Origin of the sequence: Klebsiella oxytoca NBRC 105695 (assembly GCF_001598695.1) — a bacterium.
Taxonomy (GTDB): Bacteria; Pseudomonadota; Gammaproteobacteria; order Enterobacterales; family Enterobacteriaceae; genus Klebsiella; species Klebsiella oxytoca.
Map to the genome: position 1 here is coordinate 76,437 of NZ_BCZK01000017.1, position 21,418 is coordinate 97,854.

Consider the following 21,418-nt stretch of genomic DNA (forward strand, 5'->3'; position numbering starts at 1 on the left):
TTCCTATATATTACGGCGAATAACATTACGTAACTCATCAATGCGCACAAAAAGCGCATCTATTTCCTGGCGATGCGTATGGCTTTTGGCATATACCGACAGCGCCCGGTTATAAACCAGCATTAATGCTTTCTGTACTTCGCCATTTCCCGGGTCGCCCCGTAATTCGCCTTCCAGCCTGGCGATTTCCCCCGCCAGCTGGCGGGACTGTGCGTCATAATCCTGCGGCGGGCTACTCTCTTTTTTCCACAGCGTTTTCAAAGATTCAAACATAGCGAGCTCCTCCCTGACGGACAGCAGGGCAACGGAATACGATTAAAAATAAAGTATTATTTAAATAGCGCGATTTTTTCCATTAATACCTGGGTGACCGCATTATTCGCCGGAATTAAGAATTTGCGCACGCTGTCGTTAACTTTGCCTTTTTCAAAAGTGGTTTTACATTGATCGACCCACTGAACGTTCATTTCAGTACCGACGTTCACTTTGTTGATGCCTTCCGTTACGGCCAGGCGCATATCATCATCGCTGACGCCGGTACCGCCGTGGAGCACTAACGGTACGCCTGTGGCGGCGCTAATCTCTTTCAGCCGCTGATGCTGGATCTGCGCTTTGCCGGTATAGAGGCCATGTACCGTGCCTACGGAGACCGCCAGCATATCCACCTGCGTCTCCTTCACAAAGCGTTTGGCGTCTTCCACCGTGGTGAAACAAATATCTTCTGCGGCAACGGCTTTGCCATCTTCCGAGCCGCCTATTGCCCCCAGCTCGCCTTCTACCGTGATATTCCGCGGGCGCGCCATCTCCACCACGATACGCGTATTGCCGATATTCTCCTCCAGCCCCAGATGGGAGCCGTCATACATCACTGATGAAAATCCGGCATCCATGGCCGTTTCAATGGCGCTGATATCAGAGCAGTGATCCAGATGCAGACAGGTCGGCACGTTTTCACTTTCCGCGAGCGAGCGCACGGCATCCACCAGTAAACGATAGCCGAGATATTCCGCCGTCCCGGTAGAGATTTGAATCATTAATGGGCTATCGCTTATCTGCGCCGCTTTAAAAAAGGCGGGCAGCATTTCAATACAGTGCAAATTAAACGAGCCAATGGCTTTAAAATCTCTTTCCTGCGCAATTTTCAGAATCGCGTTGAAGTTATACAGACTCATGAATGTTTTCCCCTTTTGGCTTAGCTGATTTACCGTTTACGAACCATGCCAGTGCGGCAACAAAAACAATGAACAGAGCAACAAATAGCCAGTTATTCTGGAAGGCGTGGCCCAATACCAGACCGGAACTAATGACGTCAGAATCGCTGAAAGTGACGCCGGTAAAGCCGTAGCTTTCCAGCATCGGCACTAAAATGGCGGGCAGAAAGGTAATAAACAGGCCGTGAATGACGCCGCCAATCATCGCTCCGCGCCGGCCGCCCAGCGCGTTGCCAAACACGCCTGCCGTACCGCCGGCAAAGAAGTTGGTTAACAGGCCGGGCAGGATCATCGCCAGACCAAACATCGGGAATACCAGCATGCCGATAATGGAGCCGACGGTCGTTGCCAGGAAGCCGACAATCACCGCATTGGGCGCATAGGGGAACAGTACCGGGCAATCCAGCGCGGGTTTTGCATCCGGGACAATGCGCATGGCGATGCCGCGGAATGCCGGAACCAGCTCGTTAAGCAATAAGCGCACGCCGCTATAGAGAACGAATACCCCCGCCACAAACTGTATAGACTGCATAAAGGCGTACATCAGGTAGTTAATACCGCCGGAAAACTGCGCGATATATTCCGGGCCTGCGGCAAGCGCGGGAATGAGGTACATCGGCACCATTACCACCGCCATCGCAAGGTAGGTATCCTGGAGGAACTTAAAGTTATCAGGTAGCTCAAGATCTTCGGTTGAGCGGGAACCTTTCCCGACCACTTTAGCCACCGCCGCCTGCACCAGATAGCCGATGGTGCAGAAGTGCCCCAGCGCCACATCATCGGAACCGGTAATACGTCTGACCACCGGCTGCGCAAGAGCGGGCATCAATACCGCCATTACGCCGCCGAAAATACCGCCGGTTAAAATCAGCGACAGTCCGGTCAGCCCGGCTTTATAGCCTATTACCGCGCCGATGGTCGCCATCCACAGCAGAGCCTGGCCGGTCAGGAAGATATATTTGAGCGGCGTCAGGCGGGCGATAATAATGTTAACGGCAAAAATGACCATCAGGGTCAGCGCCACTTCGGAACCTAATTCACGATTGGCTAACCCGGCGATGGCGGCAACATCAGTAATGTAGCCTTTCATGCCGAATCCCTGGGTGAAGATATCGTTAAGGAACGTTAGCGTGGCGACAATAATGTTGATTCCGGCCATCATTATTAAGAAACCGAGCAGCGTTTTAAAGGTTCCCTCCGCCGTTTTGCCCGCTGATTTTTTTTGCAAAATCAGGCCCAGCATCGCAATAAATGCAATTAATATCGAAGCCTGGCCGAGCAAATCTTTGACGATAAACTCTACAAAGCTATTCATAATCTGCCACCTTCAGGTTACGCTCTTTTAAGAATGCGACGATTTTGGCTTCAACCTCATCTTTGTCCGTCAGTTTATGCAGTACCACCACACGTTTAATTTCCTCCTCACTAGCATCTGCGGTTAATATATCGGCAAAGGTTTTTTGCGTCAGAATCATGTCTGATTTAAACGCCCCGGCTTCGGAAATTGTGGTATGTTCAATTTGCGCCGGAATTTCCAGTTTCTTTAAAACCGCCTTCGCCGTCATTTCGATGGCAAAGCTAGAACCGAGGCCGCAGCCACATACGCAAAGAATTTTCAGCATGTAGGGTCTCCTCAAATAATATTGAGTTGTTTGGCAAGTTTATAATGGTGTCCTTCGGTATCGACCAGACGTTTTTTCATACTGACTAAATCAATCGGAATAGGTTTGTTACTGGAATTAATTATAATGGCTTTATTTTTCATGCCGGACTGAATGCAGCGAACCACTTCGCAGGCCATAATCGTCCCCTGATAGATTTCTTCGCAGGTCGGGTCGCCGCTGCGTAAACCGTAGCCCACGATGGTTTTGCGGATGCGTACGCCAATTTGCGGTTCGAGCTGCTTAATCATGGTATCAATGGCCCCCTGAAAACCGGGAGAATACTCTCTGGTGTAGCCTTCAGAGCAGAGGATCACCACGCTATTTTGCTGTTTTAGCTTGTGCTTCACCCGCTCGGCCAGCGCTTCTAACGGCATCTGTGATTCCGGAATCAGGGCAATATCAGCATTAGATTTAATAGCGGATTGCAACGTTAACTCTCCACAATAGCCTCCTAATATTTCAACCATAAATACCCGACCCGGTAATGCTCTTCCGGTATTTCTTAAGCGGGAAACTTCTTTAATAATCTGCTCGCAGGCCGTAGAAAAACCAATCGTATAATCGCTGCCGTATACATCATTATCGATAGTCATCCCGACGCCAAAGCAGTTAATATCAAATTCACTCAGCGTATTGAGAAACTGCAGGCTGCCGTCGCCGCCGGCCATAATCAGCACATCGATACGCAATGATTTAATTTTTTTAGCTATGGTTTCATATTCACTGCGCAACAGCTTGCGGCTGGTCCGACCGGATGTGATGATCGGAATAGACGTTATGGAGAAATCAACCAGATCGCGCCACGCAACTTCGTGATGATTTTTATCCAATAACCCGGGTATGCCCCCGTTAAAAACGGTGATATCGGCGCTCGCCAGTCTGGCAATCTGAAATATAAAGTTATTAATTCCAGAAACATCGCCACCGCTAATAACAATGCCAATTTTCATTGACTGCCTCCGCCGTTTTTCCTGCCAACATTTTTCCCCGACTTCAAGGCTGTTATTTGCAATAGAGATCACAATATGTCGATAAATTTAGACACACCTAATATTGACACCGGGTTTATCATCACGTTTTTTGTGATCAATCTCTCCTTTATAAAAGGCGATCGTCTTTACAATTATTTTTTTATTTTCTTTAAGATCATTAAGTTGCCTGAATGAGCCGTTCTGCGGCCAGCTTGACGGTTTCGACCAATAAACCCGGCGGTAATGAAAAGGCGGAAATGTGATAAATAGCGCATTTTTTTGCGTCGGGAGGGTTCACAGCTCTTAATCTCGCGGTTCAGGCTGTCACGCTCGCGATGGAGAGACCAGATGTTATCCCCTGTAAAATCTGTGGCGATCTTCATCACACTTCAATCAAAACACAGTTTCATTTTTATCTAATGCCGTAGAAAGTACTCAGTGTCTAATAAAAACAGTAGTGTCTAGTGTCTAAATAAAATCGACGCTATTTTCTACTCTACGCGGGGCATTGAGAGATGGCGCTGTCGGCAAAAGAAAAATTATTCCAGAAAATAGTCACCCATTACGCGCAGAAAGCCGCAGGATTCACGGCTCAGGACTGTGCGGATTTTATGCAGGTTAATCGCAGCGTCATTAGTCATTATCTCAATAGACTGAGCGATGACGGTCATCTGCGCAAAGAAAACACCCGTCCGGTACGCTTCTATGTACAGCAAAAAGGCGGGGAAACTACTCAGGCGTCTCGCATAGTGTCGAAAAAACATGACGCCTTTCTGCCGCTGATTGGTGCCCACGGGAGCCTGGCGGAAGCCGTCGCGCTGTGCCGCTCTGCGGTGGACTATCCGGACGGCTTACCTATCCTCTTGTCCGGAGAAAGCGGCGTCGGTAAAAGCCATCTGGCGACGCTGATCTATCAATATGCTATTGAGCGCGGGGCTATCGCGGCGGACAAACCCTTCGTCGAGCTTAACTGCGCGGATTACGCTAACAACCCGGAGCTGCTTTCGGCGACACTTTTCGGCTATACCCGCGGCGCCTTCACCGGAGCTGACCGCGAGAAACGCGGCGCCTTTGATGATGCCGATGGCGGATTTCTGTTTCTTGATGAAGTGCATCGCCTCTCGGCAGAGAATCAGGAAAAGCTGTTTCTGTTTATGGACAAGGGGTATTTCTACCGTCTTGGTGATAATCGCACGCGCCACCCTGCATCGCTGCGGTTCATCTTCGCCACCACGGAAAATATCGACACCGTACTGCTCAATACCTTTCGCCGGCGTATCCCGGTGCGCGTCACGCTACCCAACTATATTTCACGCCCGCTTACCGAACGCGTCGCTCAGGTTAGCCATTTTTTGCATCAGGAAGCGCTCAGCCTGCGGCGCAGTATCCATCTCGATAACCAACTGATGCATCAGCTGGTAACCTCCCCGGTACGCGGCAATATCGGCGAGTTAAAAAACCAGATCAAAGTAATGTGCGCCAGCGCCTGGAGCGATAGTCGCGAGGCCGACGCCATCACGCTACGCGGCCCCATATCCGGCGGTGAGATAATTAGCATTAACGCTAACCCACATGATGATGCGCTGAATATTAGCCATCTACTGCCAAAAGCAATGCGCGACGACGTTATTTTTCGCGACTTTTGCCATAGCGGTAACGTGCTGTTGCTGAATCGCAAAATGGAACAGCGGCTGACGACGTTCGGCGGCGCAGTTGCCGCCGAGTCGCTGTACAGCGGCTATATCTGGCAGAACACCGTTCATGCTCTGGAGGAGCTGGAGAACTTGACCGGCGTCTCCTGTAGCCTGGAGATCCGCAAGGCGGTCTGGCTCTGTCTAAGCTATGCGCTCCATGCTCCGGAAGAGGCGGTCGACCCAGGCGAACTGCAAACGATTTCCGATTATGTTTCCGGAAAGGCGCGCCTGCTGGCCGAGGAGTGCCTGGCTTTACTTAGCAAACATGTCACCCGGCAGCCGCTGCCCCTGCTGCTCCCGCTACTAAGCTGCGCATTTCACACCCTCGCCGGTGAAGACGATCCGATTCAGGGCATTATCGTTTCCCACGGCCGCGCCACCGCGTCGAGCATTGCCGGGATCGCCAACCAGCTGACCGGCGGCTATTACTTTAAAGCCTTCGACATGGCGAACGCGACCTCTACCCGAGAGATCATCGACCTGCTGATTGCTCACGTTTCGCGCCTCAGGCAAGGAGCCGGGCTGATTATCCTGGTGGACATGGGGTCGCTGAAAGAGATCTATGAAGAGATAAAGCTCCATCTGCATGGCGAACTCCTGGTTATCAATAACGTCAGCACGGCCATGGCGCTGGATATTGCGGGTAAAATTCAGGATAAGCTGTCGATGGAGGCGATTATTGAAAGCGCTAAAGGTGCGTACGAGGTGGAAACGCGCTACTACGCGGGCGTGTTACCGGGCAATAAAATTATTATCTCCTGTATCTCCGGCGAAGGGATCTCCCGCAAGCTAAAAGATATTGTCCAGCGCTTCCTGGCCCAGGAGGAGATCGACATTATTACGATGGAGTATGACGATCTGAAATGGAAAATCGCCCATGCTGACCCGGCGCTAAACGGTACGCGGCTAATCATCACCACGACCGATCTGGAAGCAGGCTATATTCCTCTGCTTAGCGTGGAACAGCTGATTAAAGAAAAGACGCTGGTGTTAAAACGCGACTACTTCAACGGGCTGTTGATGGAAGGCGGTCTAGAGCCCATGATTGATGAAGTGGTTAAACTGTTTACCGTCGAAGGCGTCGCCAGCCGCCTTAACTTCCTCAATCCGGTAGTGATTATTGATGAAGTCGAAGCGGTCATTAAGCAGTATGAATCCTTCTACAAAATCCATTTTGAAAGCTATCTGCGCATCAACCTGTTCATGCACATCGCGCTGATGATCGAACGGGTCATGGTCAACAATGGGGTCCGCCATCGCGAAGAGGCGGAGTTAACGCTGGAACAGCAGGCGTTTGTCGCCGTCCATGACACCTTTTTTCAGGCTCTGAACCGCAAATACAATATCACCCTGCCGCTTACCGAAGTGCTGATGATTTATGAAATTATGGAACCGTGGATTGCCTTTGATCCCGGCCATTAATCCCCCGCCGCCAGCTTCGGCTGGCAAATCTGTCGACACTGCATAAGCTGCCTATTCAACACTGCAAAGAGCGTCCAAAAAAATATTTTTATCCTTTAAAATCATATAAATAAAAACATGGCACGCTGATTGCTAATTCTTTCTCAGACACCTGTAAAGATTAAGGAATACGCAATGCGAGAGATGTACATCGCAACTCACGGCCGCTACGCAGAAGGGATAGTGTCGGCATTAAATCTGCTGATTGGCGACGACCATGGCGTCACGCCCGTTTGCGCCTACTGCGGCGAAATTGGCTCAACCGCAGAGTTAGCAGCCCGTTTTGATGTTATAGCCCAACAGGCTGCCGGTCGCGGCAATGAGCTGGTGCTGTTTACCGATATGCCGGGCGGCAGTGTCAACAATACCGCTGTACAGATGATGGTTAAATATCCCCACGCTCACGTAATCAGCGGCGCTAACCTGATTATGCTGATGGAGTTTTGTATGTCGGAGCACGCTGATACCGCCCAGCGCCTCCAGGACGCATTTGCCGCCGCCAGCGGAGCAATGCAGTACATGAACCAGCTGCCGGAAATCATCACTGCGCGCCAGACGAAACAGCCTCACTCCCAGGATGATATTGACGATTTTTTTGCCGGGGAGGGAAAGCTATGACTATCGCACTCGAAGCGCTTGATACTCGCTACTTCTCACCGCAGCCAGGGCTGGACCGCGCCTGGCTTGACGGCGCCATCGGCGACGTTCTGATCCGCCTCGACGCTATGCTGCCGCGCTTTACGGCGACCTTTCCCTCCGCCAGTGCGACACGGGGCCGTTATGAAAGCGTGGAGAAAGTCGACTGGACCGAGGGATTCTGGACCGGCATGCTGTGGCTCGCCTGGGAGGTCACCGGCGATGATAAATATCGGGCGGTGGCGGAAAGCCTGCTCGATAGCTTTGAAGAACGTCTCGATAAGCAGATTAAAGTGGATACCCACGATCTGGGCTTTCTCTATCTCCTCTCCTGCGTTAACGCCTGGAAGCTCACCGGCAACCTGCGCGCTCGCGAACTCGCCCTGCGCGCGGCCGAGCTGCTCTATCGCCGCTTTAACGCCACGGCGGGCGTCATTCAGGCCTGGGGAGATTTAAACGACCCGGCACGCCAGGGGCGAATGATCATCGACTGCAATCTTAATGTTCCGCTGCTGTTTTGGGCCGCCAACGAAACCGGAAATCAACAATGGCGCGAAGCCGCCTGCCGTCATCTGGCACAGGCCGCACGCTATCTGGTACGTGATGATGCTTCTACTTTTCATACGTTCTATATGGATATTCATAACGGTAAGCCGCTACGCGGGGATACGCACCAGGGATTCAGCGATAGCTCTTGCTGGTCGCGCGGCCAGGCGTGGGGAATTTACGGTTTTGCGCTGGGATACACCCACACCGGCGATGCCTGGCAGCCCGAGCTCTCTCGCCGCCTGGCGCACTATTTTCTTAACCGCCTGCCGGAAGATTTTGTCTGCTACTGGGATCTGATTTTCACCGCCAGGGATAACCAGTATCGGGACACTTCCGCAGCGGCGATAGCCGCCTGCGGTCTGGCGGAACTACTGAAGCTGTTACCGCTCACCGACCCGCTGCGCCCGGCCTACAGCAATGCTATCGAACTGATGATGCGCAGTTTACACGAGCGCTACCTTGCCCACACGCAGGACGGCCTGCTGCGCGAAGGCGTTTATAACTTTGGCCGCAATATGGGCATTAACGAACCAAACCTCTGGGGCGATTACTTCTATTTCGAAGCCCTGGTTCGCCTTTCCCGCGTCTGGACACCCTACTTTTGCTAACTGGAGCTACACCATGATTTCTTTAGTACGTATTGACGATCGTCTAATCCACGGACAGGTTGCCGTGGTCTGGACCAAGCATCTGGGCGTGAACCGCATTCTGGTCGCCAATGACCAGATCGTGAATAACGAAGTGCAAAAAATGTCGCTGCGCATGGCGGCTTCTGATACCGCAAAATGCGCCATCATGGCGGTAAAGGATGCAGGGGATGTGCTTAACGACCCGCGTTCGGACGCAATGAAAATTATGGTGATCGTCAACAACGCCGCCGACGCCCGTCGACTCGTCGAACAGGTTCCGGGAATAAAAACGTTAAATGTCGCTAACTTTGGGCGCATCACCGACAATCTGGCGGCGAAAAAGCGCATCAGCGATACCGTCTACGTGACGCCGGAAGATGTGGCGGATTTCCACGCCATCGTCAACCGCGGCATTGCCGTTGAATATCAGGTCCTGCCTTCTCATCCGGTAAAAAACCTGATTGAGATGCTGGGCAACGCCGCCAGCTAAGCGAGGTCGCTATGTTAACGTCTGCACTCCTTGTCGCGCTGGTGATGTATATCGCCAAGTTCGCGGATCACACCCTGGGACAACCGCTCATCGAAAGGCCGCTGATCTGCGGCGCGATGGTAGGACTGGTGCTGGGGGATTTTCAACAGGGCATTATTATCGGCGCCACGCTGGAACTCATTTTTCTGGGCACTATCACTATCGGCGGCTCCGTTCCCGCAGATCTGGCTGTGGGTTCAGTCCTGGCGACGGCCTTTACCATTCTTACTCACGCGGAACCAGCGGTGGCCGTCGCGCTGGCGCTGCCCATCAGCCTGCTGGCGGTTTTCGTCTATCAGGTACTAAAGCTGGTTTATACCGGACTGGTTGAAAAATATGACGCCTTACTGGAAGAAGGCCGCGACCGTGCGGCGCTGGGTATCACTTTCGGCATGACCCTGTTTTACGGCGTGCCGTTTGCGGTACTGGCGTTCTTCGGCATTCTGTTTGGCACCGACGTCATTCGCAGTCTGGTCGAAAGTATCCCGGATACGGTGATGCGTGGAATGACTGCCGTTGGCGGCATTCTCCCGGCGCTGGGCTTCGCAATTTTGCTCAAAGCATTATGGAACAAGAATATCGCCGCCTTCTTCTTTATCGGTTTTGCGATGGCGGCCTATCTGCAGCTACCGATTATGGGCATTGCCATTATCGCGGCCTCGGTAGCGGTCTATCTGTGCTTTAACGAATTTAATCAGCTTAAAGCCAATAAACAGGCGGCAACCGCTGCCCCAGTGTCAGTTGATGATAAGGATGGGTTTTTCAATGACTGATATCCAACACAGTGCGCTCAGCGCACAAAATGACAGCAAAGGCGAAAAAAAGATGTTCCGTCAGCTGTTCTTCCGCCAGTTCCAGCTGCTGGGCTCCATGAACTTTACCCGCATGGAGGGGCTGAGCTACGGCTGGATCCTTGCGCCGCTGCTGAAAAAAATCTATACCGGCAATCCACACGGCTATATTGAGTCGTTAAAACGTAACAGCCAGTTTTTTAATACCAACCAGCATCTGGCTCCTTTTATTATGGGCCTGACGCTGTCGATGGAGAAAGAGAACGCAGCCAATCCGAACTTTGATACTTCCAGTATTAACGGCATCAAAGTGGCGCTGATGGGACCCTTCGCTGGCGTCGGGGATTCCTTCTTTTATGGCGTACTGCGTATTATCGCCACCGGGATTGCAATCGGTCTGGCATCGCAAGGGAATCCGCTGGGACCGCTGCTGTTCCTGCTGATTTACAATATTCCCAGCTATCTGCTGCGCTATTACGGCGGCGTCATGGGCTACCGTTTAGGCTCTAAGTATATCGCCGAAGCGACGCAATCAGGGTTGCTGAGCTGTATAACGAAAGCCTCATCAATTATGGGTTTGATGATGGTGGGAGCGATGAGCGCCAGCATGGTGAAGTTTACCACCACCTTTAAAACCACCATCGCCGGCCAACCCTTTGTACTGCAAGAGATCCTCGACAAAATTTGCGTCGGATTGATTCCTCTGCTTTTAGTTCTGGGCTGCCTGAAGCTTCTGAATAAAAAAGTTAGCCCCAATAAAGTATTAATTATGTTGATTGTCTTCGGTTTTGCCGCTGCGGGTATTGGCATAATTTAACGCATCCCCTGGCTCCCTTTAATAAAAGGGAGCCGTCCTCTTACTCGTGATGAGTATCGACGCAAATAAAAAATCAGTCAGTGTCGAATTAAGGCTCAACACATAAAAACAACCCCATGTATTTTAAGAACTTTATATTCTGGCACAGCAATTGCTATTTAATAAGTGTCTTTTATTTCTCTCCAGAAATTATGGCACTTATTAAATCCTACAGGAATAAAAATGAAAAAATCACGCACGCTTTGTATCGCCATACCGCTGTCCTGCTTTACGCTAAATGCAATTGCCGCAGCAACCTGGGTTGATAATCGCTACGCTCACACGACGGCCTCTGAGAAAAACCAGTATAAAATTGGCCTGGGTCATATATTTGATAATGGCGCAGGCGTTCTGGCTTCCGCAATGTACGACCTCGGGCAAGACTTTAATCAAATGAAAAGCTCATTTCAGGAGTTTGAAGGCTGGTATCCGCTACCGCTTAATGAAAAATGGACGCTGACGCCTGGCGGATTAACCGATATTGATAATAAAGGAACAAAACTGGCTCCTTATATCAGTCTCGACTATAAAATCAGTAAAACATTGAGTTTCAGCAGCCGCTATCGCTATAACCATATGACCCATAAAGATCGCGATTATAATGGCTATATGGATTATAACGACAGCCATCAGCTCGACCTGTTCCTTAATTACCAGGCGACCGAAAAACTGTGGCTCCAGCTCAACCCTGAGTTCTTCGTCAACGCTAACGACTTCAATGCCTCTAACGGGCAGAAAACCCACTGGGAGCCAAGCATTGTGGCGCGCTACCGCGTCGATAAACACTGGCTTCCCTATGCAGAAGTGGCCTGGCTCGATCAGGATCAGAATCACGACGATCAGGTACGATTCCGCCTCGGCATTCGCTATTACTTCGATTAAAGGATGCAAGGGCAACAGCTATTGTGCCCGCATTTCTGCCGGGCGCCGCCTGACGCACCGCCCGGCCAATGATAAGCACAATCTCCATAGCTGATGCACATCCGCAGGCCACAAAAAAACAAAAAAAGCGCCCCCTGGGCGCTCTTTCGACAGTAGCTTTAAGCTTATTTATTCAGTTCAGCGGTCATGTGCACGCGGTTACCGGTAAACGCTTCGGTAATTTTGTAAGACGACGCGCCTGCGGCCTGGGCCTGAGCGGCGATCTTCGCTTCCGCACCGTCCATCGTTGCTGCGGTAGCGGTGACGGTTTCTGCAGCAAAGGAACCAAAAGAAGCGGAAAGTGCGATAACAGCGACAAAAGTTTTGATGCTTTTCATGAGATAAACCCTTTACGTTAGTTGTTTTAATAAGGCGCCGTGCCTTGATGTGATAAATAGTAGCCCTCACATCGTCAAACAAAAAGCGGAAGGATTTGCTGTTATCATTCAAAAAAATTGACTTACTTTTAACCTGCAATTAACCGCTGCGGATGCGTGTACACGGTTGCCCTACCCGGCTTGCAGAAGCCCACCAGCGTCAGGTTACAGCGCTCAGCAACTTCAACCGCCAGCGTGGTCGCGGCAGAGACCGCAAAAAGAATTTCCACCCCGCACATCGCCGCCTTCTGCACCATTTCATAGCTGGCGCGGCTGGAGACGAGCGCCGCACCGTTCTGCCAGGCGCCATCAGCTTCCGCGCGGTGTCCGAGGAGTTTGTCCAGCGCCACGTGGCGGCCAACGTCTTCGTGGCCGCCCGCGAGCTCGCCGGAAAGCGTTACCCAAGCCGCCGCGTGCGTGCAGCCGGTAAGGCAGCCTATTGGCTGAAAATCCCGCAGATGCGCCAGCGCGCGATCGAGGTTCGCCAGATCGAACGTCTGGGTAAAAGGCAGAGGCTGCACGGGCTTACCAATATCGTTGAGCTGTTCCACGCCGCATACGCCACAGCCAGTGCGGCCGGCTAGCGCACGACGGCGCTCTTTTAATCCCATAAAGCGGCGGCTGGAGAGCTCAATTTGCACTTCCAGGCCGTTACAGGCCTGAACGACGTCGATGCCATAAATCTCGCGCCGGTTCTCTATAATCCCTTCGGATAAGGAAAAGCCGACGGCGAACTGCGCCAGGTCTTTCGGCGTCGCCATCATCACCACGTGCGAGATGCCGTTATAAACCAGCGCAACGGGTACCTCTTCAGCTAACTCGTCTGGCTGAGGATGTTGCAAATTTGGGCGCTTCCAGAGCGATACCTGGCGATAACCTGTGATATCGGTCACATTTTCGATTTGTTCAAGAGGCTTCTTGTTCACTTTGTCTTAACCGTATTGGAACAGGCATACACACAATGTGGTATTCTGTTTATATCCCTCCGGGAACGAGGGAAATTACCCCCAATTCTGAACCTTTGCGGCCCTTACCGCAAAGCAAATAACTATACGTGACAATGTCGAAACAAGGAGCGAACCATGCAGGTCAGCAGAAGGCAGTTCTTTAAGATCTGCGCTGGCGGTATGGCAGGAACCACGGCAGCGGCGCTGGGCTTTGCGCCCGGTTTAGCGCTAGCGGAAACACGGCAGTACAAGCTGCTGCGCACCCGCGAAACCCGTAACACCTGCACTTACTGTTCCGTTGGCTGTGGGCTGTTAATGTACAGCCTCGGCGACGGCGCAAAAAATGCCAAAGCGTCTATCTTCCATATCGAAGGTGATCCGGACCATCCGGTCAACCGTGGTGCGCTCTGCCCTAAAGGGGCCGGTCTGGTAGACTTTATCCACTCCGAAAGTCGCCTGAAATTTCCAGAATATCGCGCGCCAGGCTCTGATAAATGGCAGCAAATCAGCTGGGATGAAGCATTCGACCGTATCGCTAAGCTGATGAAAGAAGACCGCGACGCCAACTTTGTCGCGCAGAATAGCGAAGGCACCACCGTCAACCGCTGGCTGACCACCGGTATGCTGTGCGCCTCCGCCTCCAGTAACGAAACCGGTTATTTAACCCAGAAATTTACCCGCGCGCTCGGTATGCTCGCGGTCGACAACCAAGCGCGCGTCTGACACGGACCAACGGTAGCAAGTCTTGCTCCAACATTTGGTCGCGGTGCGATGACCAACCACTGGGTCGACATTAAGAACGCCAATCTTATCGTGGTGATGGGCGGCAACGCCGCTGAAGCTCACCCGGTTGGGTTCCGCTGGGCGATGGAAGCCAAGATCCACAATGGCGCGAAGCTGATTGTGATCGATCCGCGCTTTACGCGTACCGCGTCGGTGGCTGATTTCTATACCCCAATTCGTTCCGGTACTGACATTACCTTCCTGTCAGGCGTCATCCTGTACCTGTTGAACAATGAAAAGATTAACCGTGAATATACCGAAGCCTATACCAACGCCAGCCTGATCGTGCGTGAAGATTACAGCTTTGAAGACGGTTTATTCAGCGGCTATGACGCCGAAGCCCGCAAGTACGACAAAACGTCCTGGAACTATGAGCTGGATGAAAACGGCTTTGCTAAACGCGATGCCACGCTGCAGCATCCGCGCTGCGTCTGGAATTTGCTGAAGCAGCACGTTTCCCGCTATACGCCAGAAGTTGTCGAAAATATCTGCGGGACGCCAAAAGCGGACTTCCTGAAAGTCTGCGAGTACATTGCGGAAACCAGCGCTCCGGATAAAACCGCGTCTTTCCTGTACGCACTGGGCTGGACGCAGCACTCCATCGGCGCGCAGAACATTCGCACCATGGCGATGATCCAGCTGCTGCTCGGTAATATGGGCATGGCGGGCGGCGGCGTAAACGCCCTGCGCGGCCACTCCAATATTCAGGGTCTCACCGACTTAGGATTGCTGTCGCAGAGCCTGCCTGGCTATATGACGCTGCCGAGCGAGAAACAGACTGACCTGCAAACCTACCTCGCCGCCAATACGCCGAAACCGCTGTTGAAGGATCAGGTGAACTACTGGGGTAACTACCCGAAATTCTTCGTCTCGATGATGAAGGCCTTCTTTGGCGACAAAGCAACGGCGGAAAACAGCTGGGGCTTTGACTGGCTGCCGAAGTGGGACAAAGGATACGACGTCCTGCAATACTTCGAGATGATGAATCAGGGTAAAGTGAATGGCTATATCTGCCAGGGCTTTAACCCGGTAGCCTCGTTCCCGAACAAAAACAAGGTTGTTGCGTCGCTGTCGAAACTGAAGTTCCTGGTGACCATCGATCCGCTCAACACCGAAACCTCCACTTTCTGGCAAAACCACGGGGAGTCGAACGACGTCGATCCGGCGAAAATCCAGACCGAAGTGTTCCGCCTGCCGTCCACCTGCTTCGCCGAAGAGAACGGTTCCATCGTTAACTCCGGCCGCTGGCTGCAGTGGCACTGGAAAGGCGCTGACGCCCCGGGGATTGCGGCCACCGACGGTGAAATCCTCGCCGGTATCTTCTTACGCCTGCGCAAGATGTACGCCGAACAGGGCGGACCGGCGCCGGAACCGGTGCTGAACATGACGTGGAACTACGCCACGCCGCATGAACCGGCATCGGAAGAAGTGGCGATGGAGAGCAACGGCAAGGCGCTGGCTGACATCACCGACCCGGCAACCGGTGCTGTGATCGTCAAGAAAGGCCAGCAGCTCAGTTCGTTTGCGCAGCTGCGTGACGACGGCACGACCTCCAGCGGCTGCTGGATCTTCGCCGGCAGCTGGACGCCTGACGGCAACCAGATGGCCCGTCGCGATAACGCCGATCCATCTGGCCTTGGCAATACCCTCGGCTGGGCATGGGCGTGGCCGCTTAATCGCCGTATCCTGTATAACCGCGCCTCCGCTGACCCGCAGGGTAAACCGTGGGATCCGAAGCGTCAGCTCCTGAAATGGGACGGCGCGAAGTGGGGCGGCGTGGATATTCCAGACTACAGCGCCGCGGCGCCGGACAGCGATGTCGGGCCGTTTATCATGCAGCCGGAAGGGATGGGACGTCTGTTCGCTATCGATAAGATGGCGGAGGGGCCGTTCCCGGAACACTACGAGCCGTTTGAAACGCCGCTGGGCACTAACCCGCTGCACCCGAATGTCGTCTCTAACCCGGCCGCTCGCGTCTTTAAAGGCGACCTTGAGCAGATGGGCAAAGCGGAAAAATTCCCTTACGTCGGTACCACTTACCGTCTGACCGAGCACTTCCACTACTGGACCAAGCACGCGCTTCTCAACGCCATCGCGCAGCCGGAGCAGTTTGTGGAGATCGGCGAGAAGCTGGCGAACAAGCTCGGCATCGCCCATGGCGATACCGTGAAGGTCTCCTCTAACCGCGGCTATATTAAAGCCAAGGCGGTGGTGACCAAGCGTATTCGCACGCTGAAAGCGGACGGCAAGGATATCGATACTATCGGTATTCCGATTCACTGGGGCTACGAAGGCGTGGCGAAGAAAGGGTTTATCGCCAATACCCTGACGCCGTTTGTCGGGGATGCGAACACGCAGACGCCGGAGTTCAAGGCTTTCCTCGTGAACGTGGAAAAGGCGTAACGGAGACGAATTATGGCTTATCAATCGCAAGACATTATCCGTCGTTCCGCGACTAACGGCTTCACCCCCGCGCCGCACGCGCGGGACCATCAGGAAGAGGTGGCGAAGCTTATCGACGTCACGACCTGTATCGGCTGTAAAGCCTGTCAGGTGGCCTGCTCCGAGTGGAACGACATTCGTGATGAAGTGGGTCATAACGTCGGGGTGTACGATAACCCCGCCGATCTGACCGCCAAATCCTGGACCGTGATGCGCTTCTCGGAAGTGGAGCAGAACGACAAACTGGAGTGGCTCATCCGTAAGGATGGCTGTATGCACTGCGCCGATCCGGGCTGCCTGAAGGCCTGCCCGGCGGAAGGGGCAATCATTCAGTATGCCAACGGCATCGTCGACTTCCAGTCTGAGCAGTGCATCGGCTGCGGCTACTGTATTGCTGGCTGCCCGTTCAACGTGCCGCGTCTGAACCCGGAAGACAACCGCGTCTATAAATGTACGCTGTGCGTGGACCGCGTTAACGTTGGCCAGGAACCGGCCTGCGTGAAAACCTGCCCGACCGGTGCTATCCACTTTGGCTCCAAAGAGGATATGAAAACGCTGGCAGGCGAGCGCGTCGCCGAGCTGAAAACCCGCGGTTATGACAACGCAGGTCTGTACGATCCGGCAGGCGTTGGCGGCACGCACGTGATGTACGTGCTGCACCACGCCGACAAGCCGAATCTCTATCACGGCCTGCCGGAAAATCCGGAAATCAGCGCTACCGTGAAGTTCTGGAAAGGGATCTGGAAACCGCTGGCCGCGGTCGGATTTGCGGCCACCTTCGCCGCCAGCATCTTCCACTACGTCGGCGTCGGTCCGAACCGCGCGGAAGAGGAAGAGGACAATCTGGATGAAGAGAAAGACGAGGTGCGCAAATGAAAAGACGTGACACCATCGTGCGCTACACCGCGCCGGAGCGAATCAACCATTGGGTCACCGCCTTCTGCTTCGTGCTGGCGGCGGTGAGCGGGCTGGGCTTTTTCTTCCCGTCCTTCAACTGGCTGATGCAAATCATGGGCACACCGCAGCTGGCGCGCATTCTGCACCCGTTTGTGGGCGTGATCATGTTTGCCTCGTTCATCATCATGTTCTTCCGCTACTGGCACCACAACCTGATCAACCGGGACGATATTTTCTGGGCGAAGAATATTCGCAAGATTGTCGTCAACGAGGAAGTGGGCGATACCGGACGCTATAACTTCGGCCAGAAATGCGTGTTCTGGGCGGCGATTATCTTCCTGGTGCTGCTGCTGGTCAGCGGGGTGATTATCTGGCGTCCGTACTTTGCGCCGGCGTTCTCCATCCCGGTTATCCGCTTCGCGCTGATGCTGCACTCCTTCTCTGCGGTGGCGCTGATTGTGGTGATCATGGTGCATATTTACGCCGCGCTGTGGGTGAAGGGCACGATAACCGCGATGGTGGAAGGCTGGGTCACGAAGACCTGGGCGAAGAAGCATCATCCACGCTGGTATCGTGAAGTCCGCGAAAAGCAGGATAAGCGCCAGTCGTAAGCGTGCGCTTTGCTGGTCTTATAAATGGCGTCGTATATCGACGCCATTTTTTTGCGGATACCGTTCGCTTTTGCCGCCTCCAGCCCTCATGCACCGCAGGCGGGATTGGCACTGTAAACTCATGGGGCAGGATGGCTAATCCTAACGGCGCATAGTCTGGGGTATCGATATCAGGTATCGTAGCGCACACATTGCGATGTCATGGGTATATCCCGTATGCCGATTACGGTTATCATTAATGACATCACCAGAGCGGGCGCATGATGCCCGCCAAATCACAGAGCGGACGCGACCATCGCCGAATCTGCTGAAACCAGGAAGTGACTGAATGAGCATTCGTATCATCCCGCAAGATGAGCTGGAAAAGAGCGAGAAACGCGCGACGGATATGATTCCACCGTTGTTGTTTCCTCGACTCAAAAATTTATATAACCGTCGTGCCGAGCGCCTGCGCGAACTGGCTGAAAATAATCCGCTGGGGGATTATCTGCGCTTTGCTGCGCTTATCGCCCACGCGCAGGAAGTGGTGCTGTACGATCATCCCCTGCAGATGGATCTCACCGCACGCATTAAAGAAGCGAACGATCAGGGCAAACCGCCGCTCGATATTCACGTTTTACCGCGCGACAAGCACTGGCACAAGCTACTGCATTCGCTGATTGCCGAACTGAAGCCAGAGATGAGCGGCCCGGCGCTGGCGGTTATCGAGAATCTGGAAAAAGCGTCAGAGCAAGAGCTGGAACTGATGGCAAACGCGCTATTTGTCTCCGATTTTGCCTCCGTTAGCAGCGATAAAGCACCGTTTATCTGGGCCGCGCTATCGCTCTATTGGGCGCAGATGGCCAGCCTGATACCCGGTAAAGCTCGCGCCGAATACGGTGAACAGCGTCAATTCTGCCCGGTTTGCGGCTCGATGCCGGTCTCCAGCATAGTGCAAATTGGCACCACTCAGGGCCTGCGCTATTTGCACTGCAACCTGTGTGAAACCGAGTGGCACGTGGTGCGCGTGAAATGCAGCAACTGCGAACAGACGCGCGATCTGCACTACTGGTCTTTAGATAACGAGCAGGCGGCCATTAAAGCCGAAAGCTGCGGCGACTGCGGTACCTACCTGAAGATTCTTTATCAGGAAAAGGATCCCAAAGTAGAAGCCGTGGCCGACGACCTCGCCTCACTGGTGCTGGACGCACGGATGGAACAAGAGGGCTTTGCCCGCAGCTCCATCAACCCGTTCCTGTTCCCGGGAGAGGGGGAGTAACGGCGGGCAGCATGTCGGGCAGCCTCTTCTGCTGCCCGACTTACAAATGATAAGGCGTAATCACTCCCGGTATGCCGGCAAAACTTTTGCTTTGCGCGTGACCAGTTCATAACGATCTATTTGCGCTGTTGCCAGTACGATGGCATCCGGCAGCTTTATCCCATACTCCTCCCTGCGATTGCTGCTTCGTCCAGCAATGGGTTTCACTTTTGCGAGCCGCTTTCCAGAATCACTTCCCAACGAAAATCCCCGGTTTTCTTTTGCTCACAATCAGGCTATAAACCTGTATATCCAAACAGGTTAAGGGAATAAAAATGGCGCTTGAAAAGGGTATTGCAATACAGGTGCGGGAGTTTATCGATGCGGGTCGCCCCTCATCGCGCGCTCAGAGTATTGATGACCGGAGACGCGGCTATATCGCCAGCACGGTACTGGCTGGGGAGCAAGAAAAGCGCGTTCAGGTAGAAGATATCGAGCTCGAAGGCATGACATTTCGCATTGTCTCCCCCCTCAACGCCTCAGGCGCTCTCCCTGCGGTCATCTATTTTCACGGCGGCTGCTTTATCAGCGGTAGTTTCGCCACGCATGACCATCAGCTCCGTCAGCTGGCTTACCACAGCGGCTGCCGGGTTATCGCCGTGCAATACCGGCTGGCGCCGGAGCACGCTTTTCCCGCCGCCCATGACGATGCTGAAAAAGGCGCACTGATTATTCACCGCCACGCGCCGCAGTTAGGCATCGACGTTTCGCGTATTACGCTTGCGGGCGATAGCGCCGGGGGTCATCTGGCCTTGGTCACCGCTCTGCGGCTGAAAACCACCCGGGCATGGCAACCCGCGCAGCTTGTTTTGATTTACCCGATGCTGGATGCCACCGCCAGTATGAAGAGCTATATCGATAACGGTAAAGATTACATTATCACCGAAGACACTCTGCTCAGCGGCTATGAAATGTACCTTTCGTCGACGACACTCCACCACCCGGAAGCCAGCCCGCTATGGCGTAAAGACTTTAACGGCTTACCGCCGGTGCATATTCTGACGGCAGAATACGATCCTTTGCGTGATGAAGGCGAAGCGCTTTACCAGCGCCTGCTTGAACAGGGCGTAGAGTGCACCTGTCAGCGCTATCTCGGAGTGATTCACGGCTTCTTCCAGCTGGGCGGTATCAGCCCAGCGGCAGCCAGCGCGATGAGAGATATCGCCTGGCGGGTAAAATCACCGGGCCAGTAGATAAGCGTAAAGGGAGGCTACTCCTCTTCGTTGCCACCCTCTTCATAAGAGCCGAACGGCTTCGCAGGAAGCACGATATAGATACCCTCAAAAACCGCGCCGAGCCGATCGTCACCGAATAGCTCAACCTGCAGCTGAACGCGCGCTTTGCGCCCACGCGCCAGGCGATCGAGATCGCCGCTTAATGAGCCGAGATCGGCAACAGCGCTGGGGCGTCCGCTAATGGGCTGACTGTAACGAATATGAGCATCTGCGAGAATAATTGTGCCACCAAGATGCCGCTCGCGCAGCATCAGCCAGATAAGCCCCCAGCCGGTTAACGTTGCCTGCGAAAACAGGCTGCCGGCAAACAGCGTATGGTGGGGATTCTGGTTACCAGCTTCCGGCATAGTGGTGATAAACTTTTGCCCGGTATACTGCTGAATGCGCACGCCCATTTTTTCACTAAGAGGGATGTGCTGATACCAGGCCTGCTGCAGCTGAGCGCACCAGTCGCCGCGATGTAAAATATCGTCCAGCGAGGCTATTGGCTTAATCATCAAAAAATGACGAATCGGCGTGGTGGTCGGCGTCGTGATTTCACCCTGGTTCACAAACCCGAGCTTGGCAAAGAATTCTACCGCGTCTTCACGGGCGCTACAGGTCACGCGCTTAACGCCTTCCTGACGGGCGACGGACTCCAGCGTCATCGCCATCAGGGTTCCCAGCCCCTTATCCTGTACTGACGGATGTACGGCCATAAAACGGATCGAGGCTTCGTTTTCCGCGTTCACATACAGTCGCCCAACGGCAACCAGATTACCCTCTTCATCGACCACCATTTGATGGTGCGCCATCGCATCCCACGCATCGCGCTCGGACCCTTTCGGCTGATGCAGCGGCTTACGCAGCATCTCCCAGCGGAACTGGTAGTAGCTCTCTAACTCTTCTTCTGTTTGCGGTACGCGAAGGTGATACAT

General features: G+C 53.5%; 21 protein-coding genes and 1 pseudogene. 12 read left to right on the forward strand and 10 right to left on the reverse strand.

From position 1 onward, the window contains the following. Positions 1 to 3 precede the first annotated feature (3 nt). From KO1_RS23255 to KO1_RS28445, 6 genes are all read right to left on the reverse strand, one after another. Positions 4 to 273 carry a hypothetical protein gene (locus tag KO1_RS23255; protein ID WP_024274856.1) on the reverse strand — a complete coding sequence of 90 codons (270 nt, stop codon included), beginning with the start codon at positions 271 to 273 and terminating at the stop codon, positions 4 to 6. A gap of 56 nt (positions 274 to 329) precedes the next feature. Next, positions 330 to 1,172, reverse strand: coding sequence for a class II fructose-bisphosphate aldolase (locus KO1_RS23260; RefSeq protein ID WP_004107433.1), 843 nt, complete (start codon positions 1,170 to 1,172; stop codon positions 330 to 332). Continuing rightward, positions 1,159 to 2,526 (reverse strand): PTS sugar transporter subunit IIC, encoded by a 1,368-nt coding sequence (locus tag KO1_RS23265; RefSeq protein WP_004107430.1) that lies wholly within the window; start codon positions 2,524 to 2,526, stop codon positions 1,159 to 1,161. The genes KO1_RS23260 and KO1_RS23265 overlap by 14 nt, the downstream gene beginning before the upstream one ends. Beyond that, complete coding sequence (locus KO1_RS23270) at positions 2,519 to 2,833, reverse strand: PTS sugar transporter subunit IIB (RefSeq protein ID WP_004107427.1); 315 nt, start codon at positions 2,831 to 2,833, stop codon at positions 2,519 to 2,521. The genes KO1_RS23265 and KO1_RS23270 overlap by 8 nt, the downstream gene beginning before the upstream one ends. An 11-nt stretch (positions 2,834 to 2,844) precedes the next feature. Further along, on the reverse strand, positions 2,845 to 3,825 hold the full coding sequence (locus KO1_RS23275; protein ID WP_004116804.1) for a 6-phosphofructokinase: 981 nt from the start codon (positions 3,823 to 3,825) through the stop codon (positions 2,845 to 2,847). A 173-nt stretch (positions 3,826 to 3,998) separates the two neighbouring features. Continuing rightward, entirely contained in the window at positions 3,999 to 4,229 is a 231-nt protein-coding gene (locus tag KO1_RS28445; protein WP_157776753.1) for a hypothetical protein, read from the reverse strand. A 132-nt stretch (positions 4,230 to 4,361) separates the two neighbouring features. Between KO1_RS28445 and KO1_RS23280 the strand changes: the two genes are divergently transcribed. The 7 genes from KO1_RS23280 (at position 4,362) to KO1_RS23310 (ending at position 11,873) form a co-directional block, all read left to right on the forward strand. Further along, entirely contained in the window at positions 4,362 to 6,962 is a 2,601-nt protein-coding gene (locus tag KO1_RS23280; RefSeq protein ID WP_047720480.1) for a sigma 54-interacting transcriptional regulator, read from the forward strand. A gap of 174 nt (positions 6,963 to 7,136) precedes the next feature. Next, positions 7,137 to 7,619: a PTS sugar transporter subunit IIA gene (locus tag KO1_RS23285; protein ID WP_004107410.1), complete on the forward strand. Its 483-nt coding sequence runs from the start codon at positions 7,137 to 7,139 to the stop codon at positions 7,617 to 7,619. Then, positions 7,616 to 8,794 carry a glycoside hydrolase family 88 protein gene (locus KO1_RS23290; protein WP_004107407.1) on the forward strand — a complete coding sequence of 393 codons (1,179 nt, stop codon included), beginning with the start codon at positions 7,616 to 7,618 and terminating at the stop codon, positions 8,792 to 8,794. Before KO1_RS23285 ends, KO1_RS23290 begins: the two co-directional genes overlap by 4 nt. A 13-nt stretch (positions 8,795 to 8,807) precedes the next feature. Beyond that, positions 8,808 to 9,305 (forward strand): PTS sugar transporter subunit IIB, encoded by a 498-nt coding sequence (locus tag KO1_RS23295; RefSeq protein WP_047720481.1) that lies wholly within the window; start codon positions 8,808 to 8,810, stop codon positions 9,303 to 9,305. 11 nt (positions 9,306 to 9,316) lie between these two features. After that, positions 9,317 to 10,117 carry a PTS mannose/fructose/sorbose/N-acetylgalactosamine transporter subunit IIC gene (locus KO1_RS23300; RefSeq protein ID WP_004107403.1) on the forward strand — a complete coding sequence of 267 codons (801 nt, stop codon included), beginning with the start codon at positions 9,317 to 9,319 and terminating at the stop codon, positions 10,115 to 10,117. Then, positions 10,110 to 10,952, forward strand: a complete 843-nt coding sequence (locus KO1_RS23305) for a PTS system mannose/fructose/sorbose family transporter subunit IID (RefSeq protein ID WP_004107400.1) — start codon at positions 10,110 to 10,112, stop codon at positions 10,950 to 10,952. Before KO1_RS23300 ends, KO1_RS23305 begins: the two co-directional genes overlap by 8 nt. Before the next feature lie 222 nt (positions 10,953 to 11,174). Then, positions 11,175 to 11,873, forward strand: a complete 699-nt coding sequence (locus KO1_RS23310; RefSeq protein WP_004107397.1) for an oligogalacturonate-specific porin KdgM family protein — start codon at positions 11,175 to 11,177, stop codon at positions 11,871 to 11,873. A 164-nt stretch (positions 11,874 to 12,037) separates the two neighbouring features. On the opposite strand, the gene KO1_RS23315 is transcribed toward KO1_RS23310, so the two are convergent. Further along, positions 12,038 to 12,250 (reverse strand): YdgH/BhsA/McbA-like domain containing protein, encoded by a 213-nt coding sequence (locus KO1_RS23315; RefSeq protein ID WP_004107394.1) that lies wholly within the window; start codon positions 12,248 to 12,250, stop codon positions 12,038 to 12,040. A gap of 128 nt (positions 12,251 to 12,378) precedes the next feature. After that, positions 12,379 to 13,215 carry a formate dehydrogenase accessory sulfurtransferase FdhD gene (fdhD, locus tag KO1_RS23320; protein WP_004107391.1) on the reverse strand — a complete coding sequence of 279 codons (837 nt, stop codon included), beginning with the start codon at positions 13,213 to 13,215 and terminating at the stop codon, positions 12,379 to 12,381. A 156-nt stretch (positions 13,216 to 13,371) separates the two neighbouring features. On the opposite strand from fdhD, the gene fdnG reads away from it, so the two are divergent. The 4 genes from fdnG to fdhE all read left to right on the forward strand — a co-directional run bounded on the left by fdnG (position 13,372) and on the right by fdhE (position 19,227). After that, the gene (gene fdnG / locus KO1_RS23330) at positions 13,372 to 16,422 is read left to right on the forward strand and encodes a formate dehydrogenase-N subunit alpha (protein WP_123830053.1); all 3,051 of its coding nucleotides are present in this window, start codon (positions 13,372 to 13,374) and stop codon (positions 16,420 to 16,422) included. A 12-nt stretch (positions 16,423 to 16,434) separates the two neighbouring features. Continuing rightward, positions 16,435 to 17,337 carry a formate dehydrogenase subunit beta gene (gene fdxH / locus KO1_RS23335; protein WP_004107383.1) on the forward strand — a complete coding sequence of 301 codons (903 nt, stop codon included), beginning with the start codon at positions 16,435 to 16,437 and terminating at the stop codon, positions 17,335 to 17,337. After that, on the forward strand, positions 17,334 to 17,969 hold the full coding sequence (gene fdoI / locus KO1_RS23340; RefSeq protein WP_004107380.1) for a formate dehydrogenase cytochrome b556 subunit: 636 nt from the start codon (positions 17,334 to 17,336) through the stop codon (positions 17,967 to 17,969). Before fdxH ends, fdoI begins: the two co-directional genes overlap by 4 nt. Before the next feature lie 328 nt (positions 17,970 to 18,297). Next, positions 18,298 to 19,227, forward strand: coding sequence for a formate dehydrogenase accessory protein FdhE (gene fdhE / locus KO1_RS23345; protein ID WP_004107377.1), 930 nt, complete (start codon positions 18,298 to 18,300; stop codon positions 19,225 to 19,227). Positions 19,228 to 19,267: 40 nt separating this feature from the next. Here the strand turns inward: fdhE and KO1_RS28820 are convergent. Beyond that, positions 19,268 to 19,425 (reverse strand): annotated as a pseudogene (locus KO1_RS28820) (PIN domain-containing protein); the annotation flags it as partial. Positions 19,426 to 19,541: 116 nt separating this feature from the next. Here KO1_RS28820 and KO1_RS23350 point away from each other — a divergent pair. Continuing rightward, positions 19,542 to 20,459 (forward strand): alpha/beta hydrolase, encoded by a 918-nt coding sequence (locus KO1_RS23350; RefSeq protein ID WP_004107374.1) that lies wholly within the window; start codon positions 19,542 to 19,544, stop codon positions 20,457 to 20,459. 17 nt (positions 20,460 to 20,476) lie between these two features. On the opposite strand, the gene fabY is transcribed toward KO1_RS23350, so the two are convergent. Beyond that, a complete protein-coding gene (gene fabY, locus KO1_RS23355) occupies positions 20,477 to 21,418 on the reverse strand; it encodes a fatty acid biosynthesis protein FabY (protein WP_004107372.1) in 942 nt (313 codons plus the stop codon).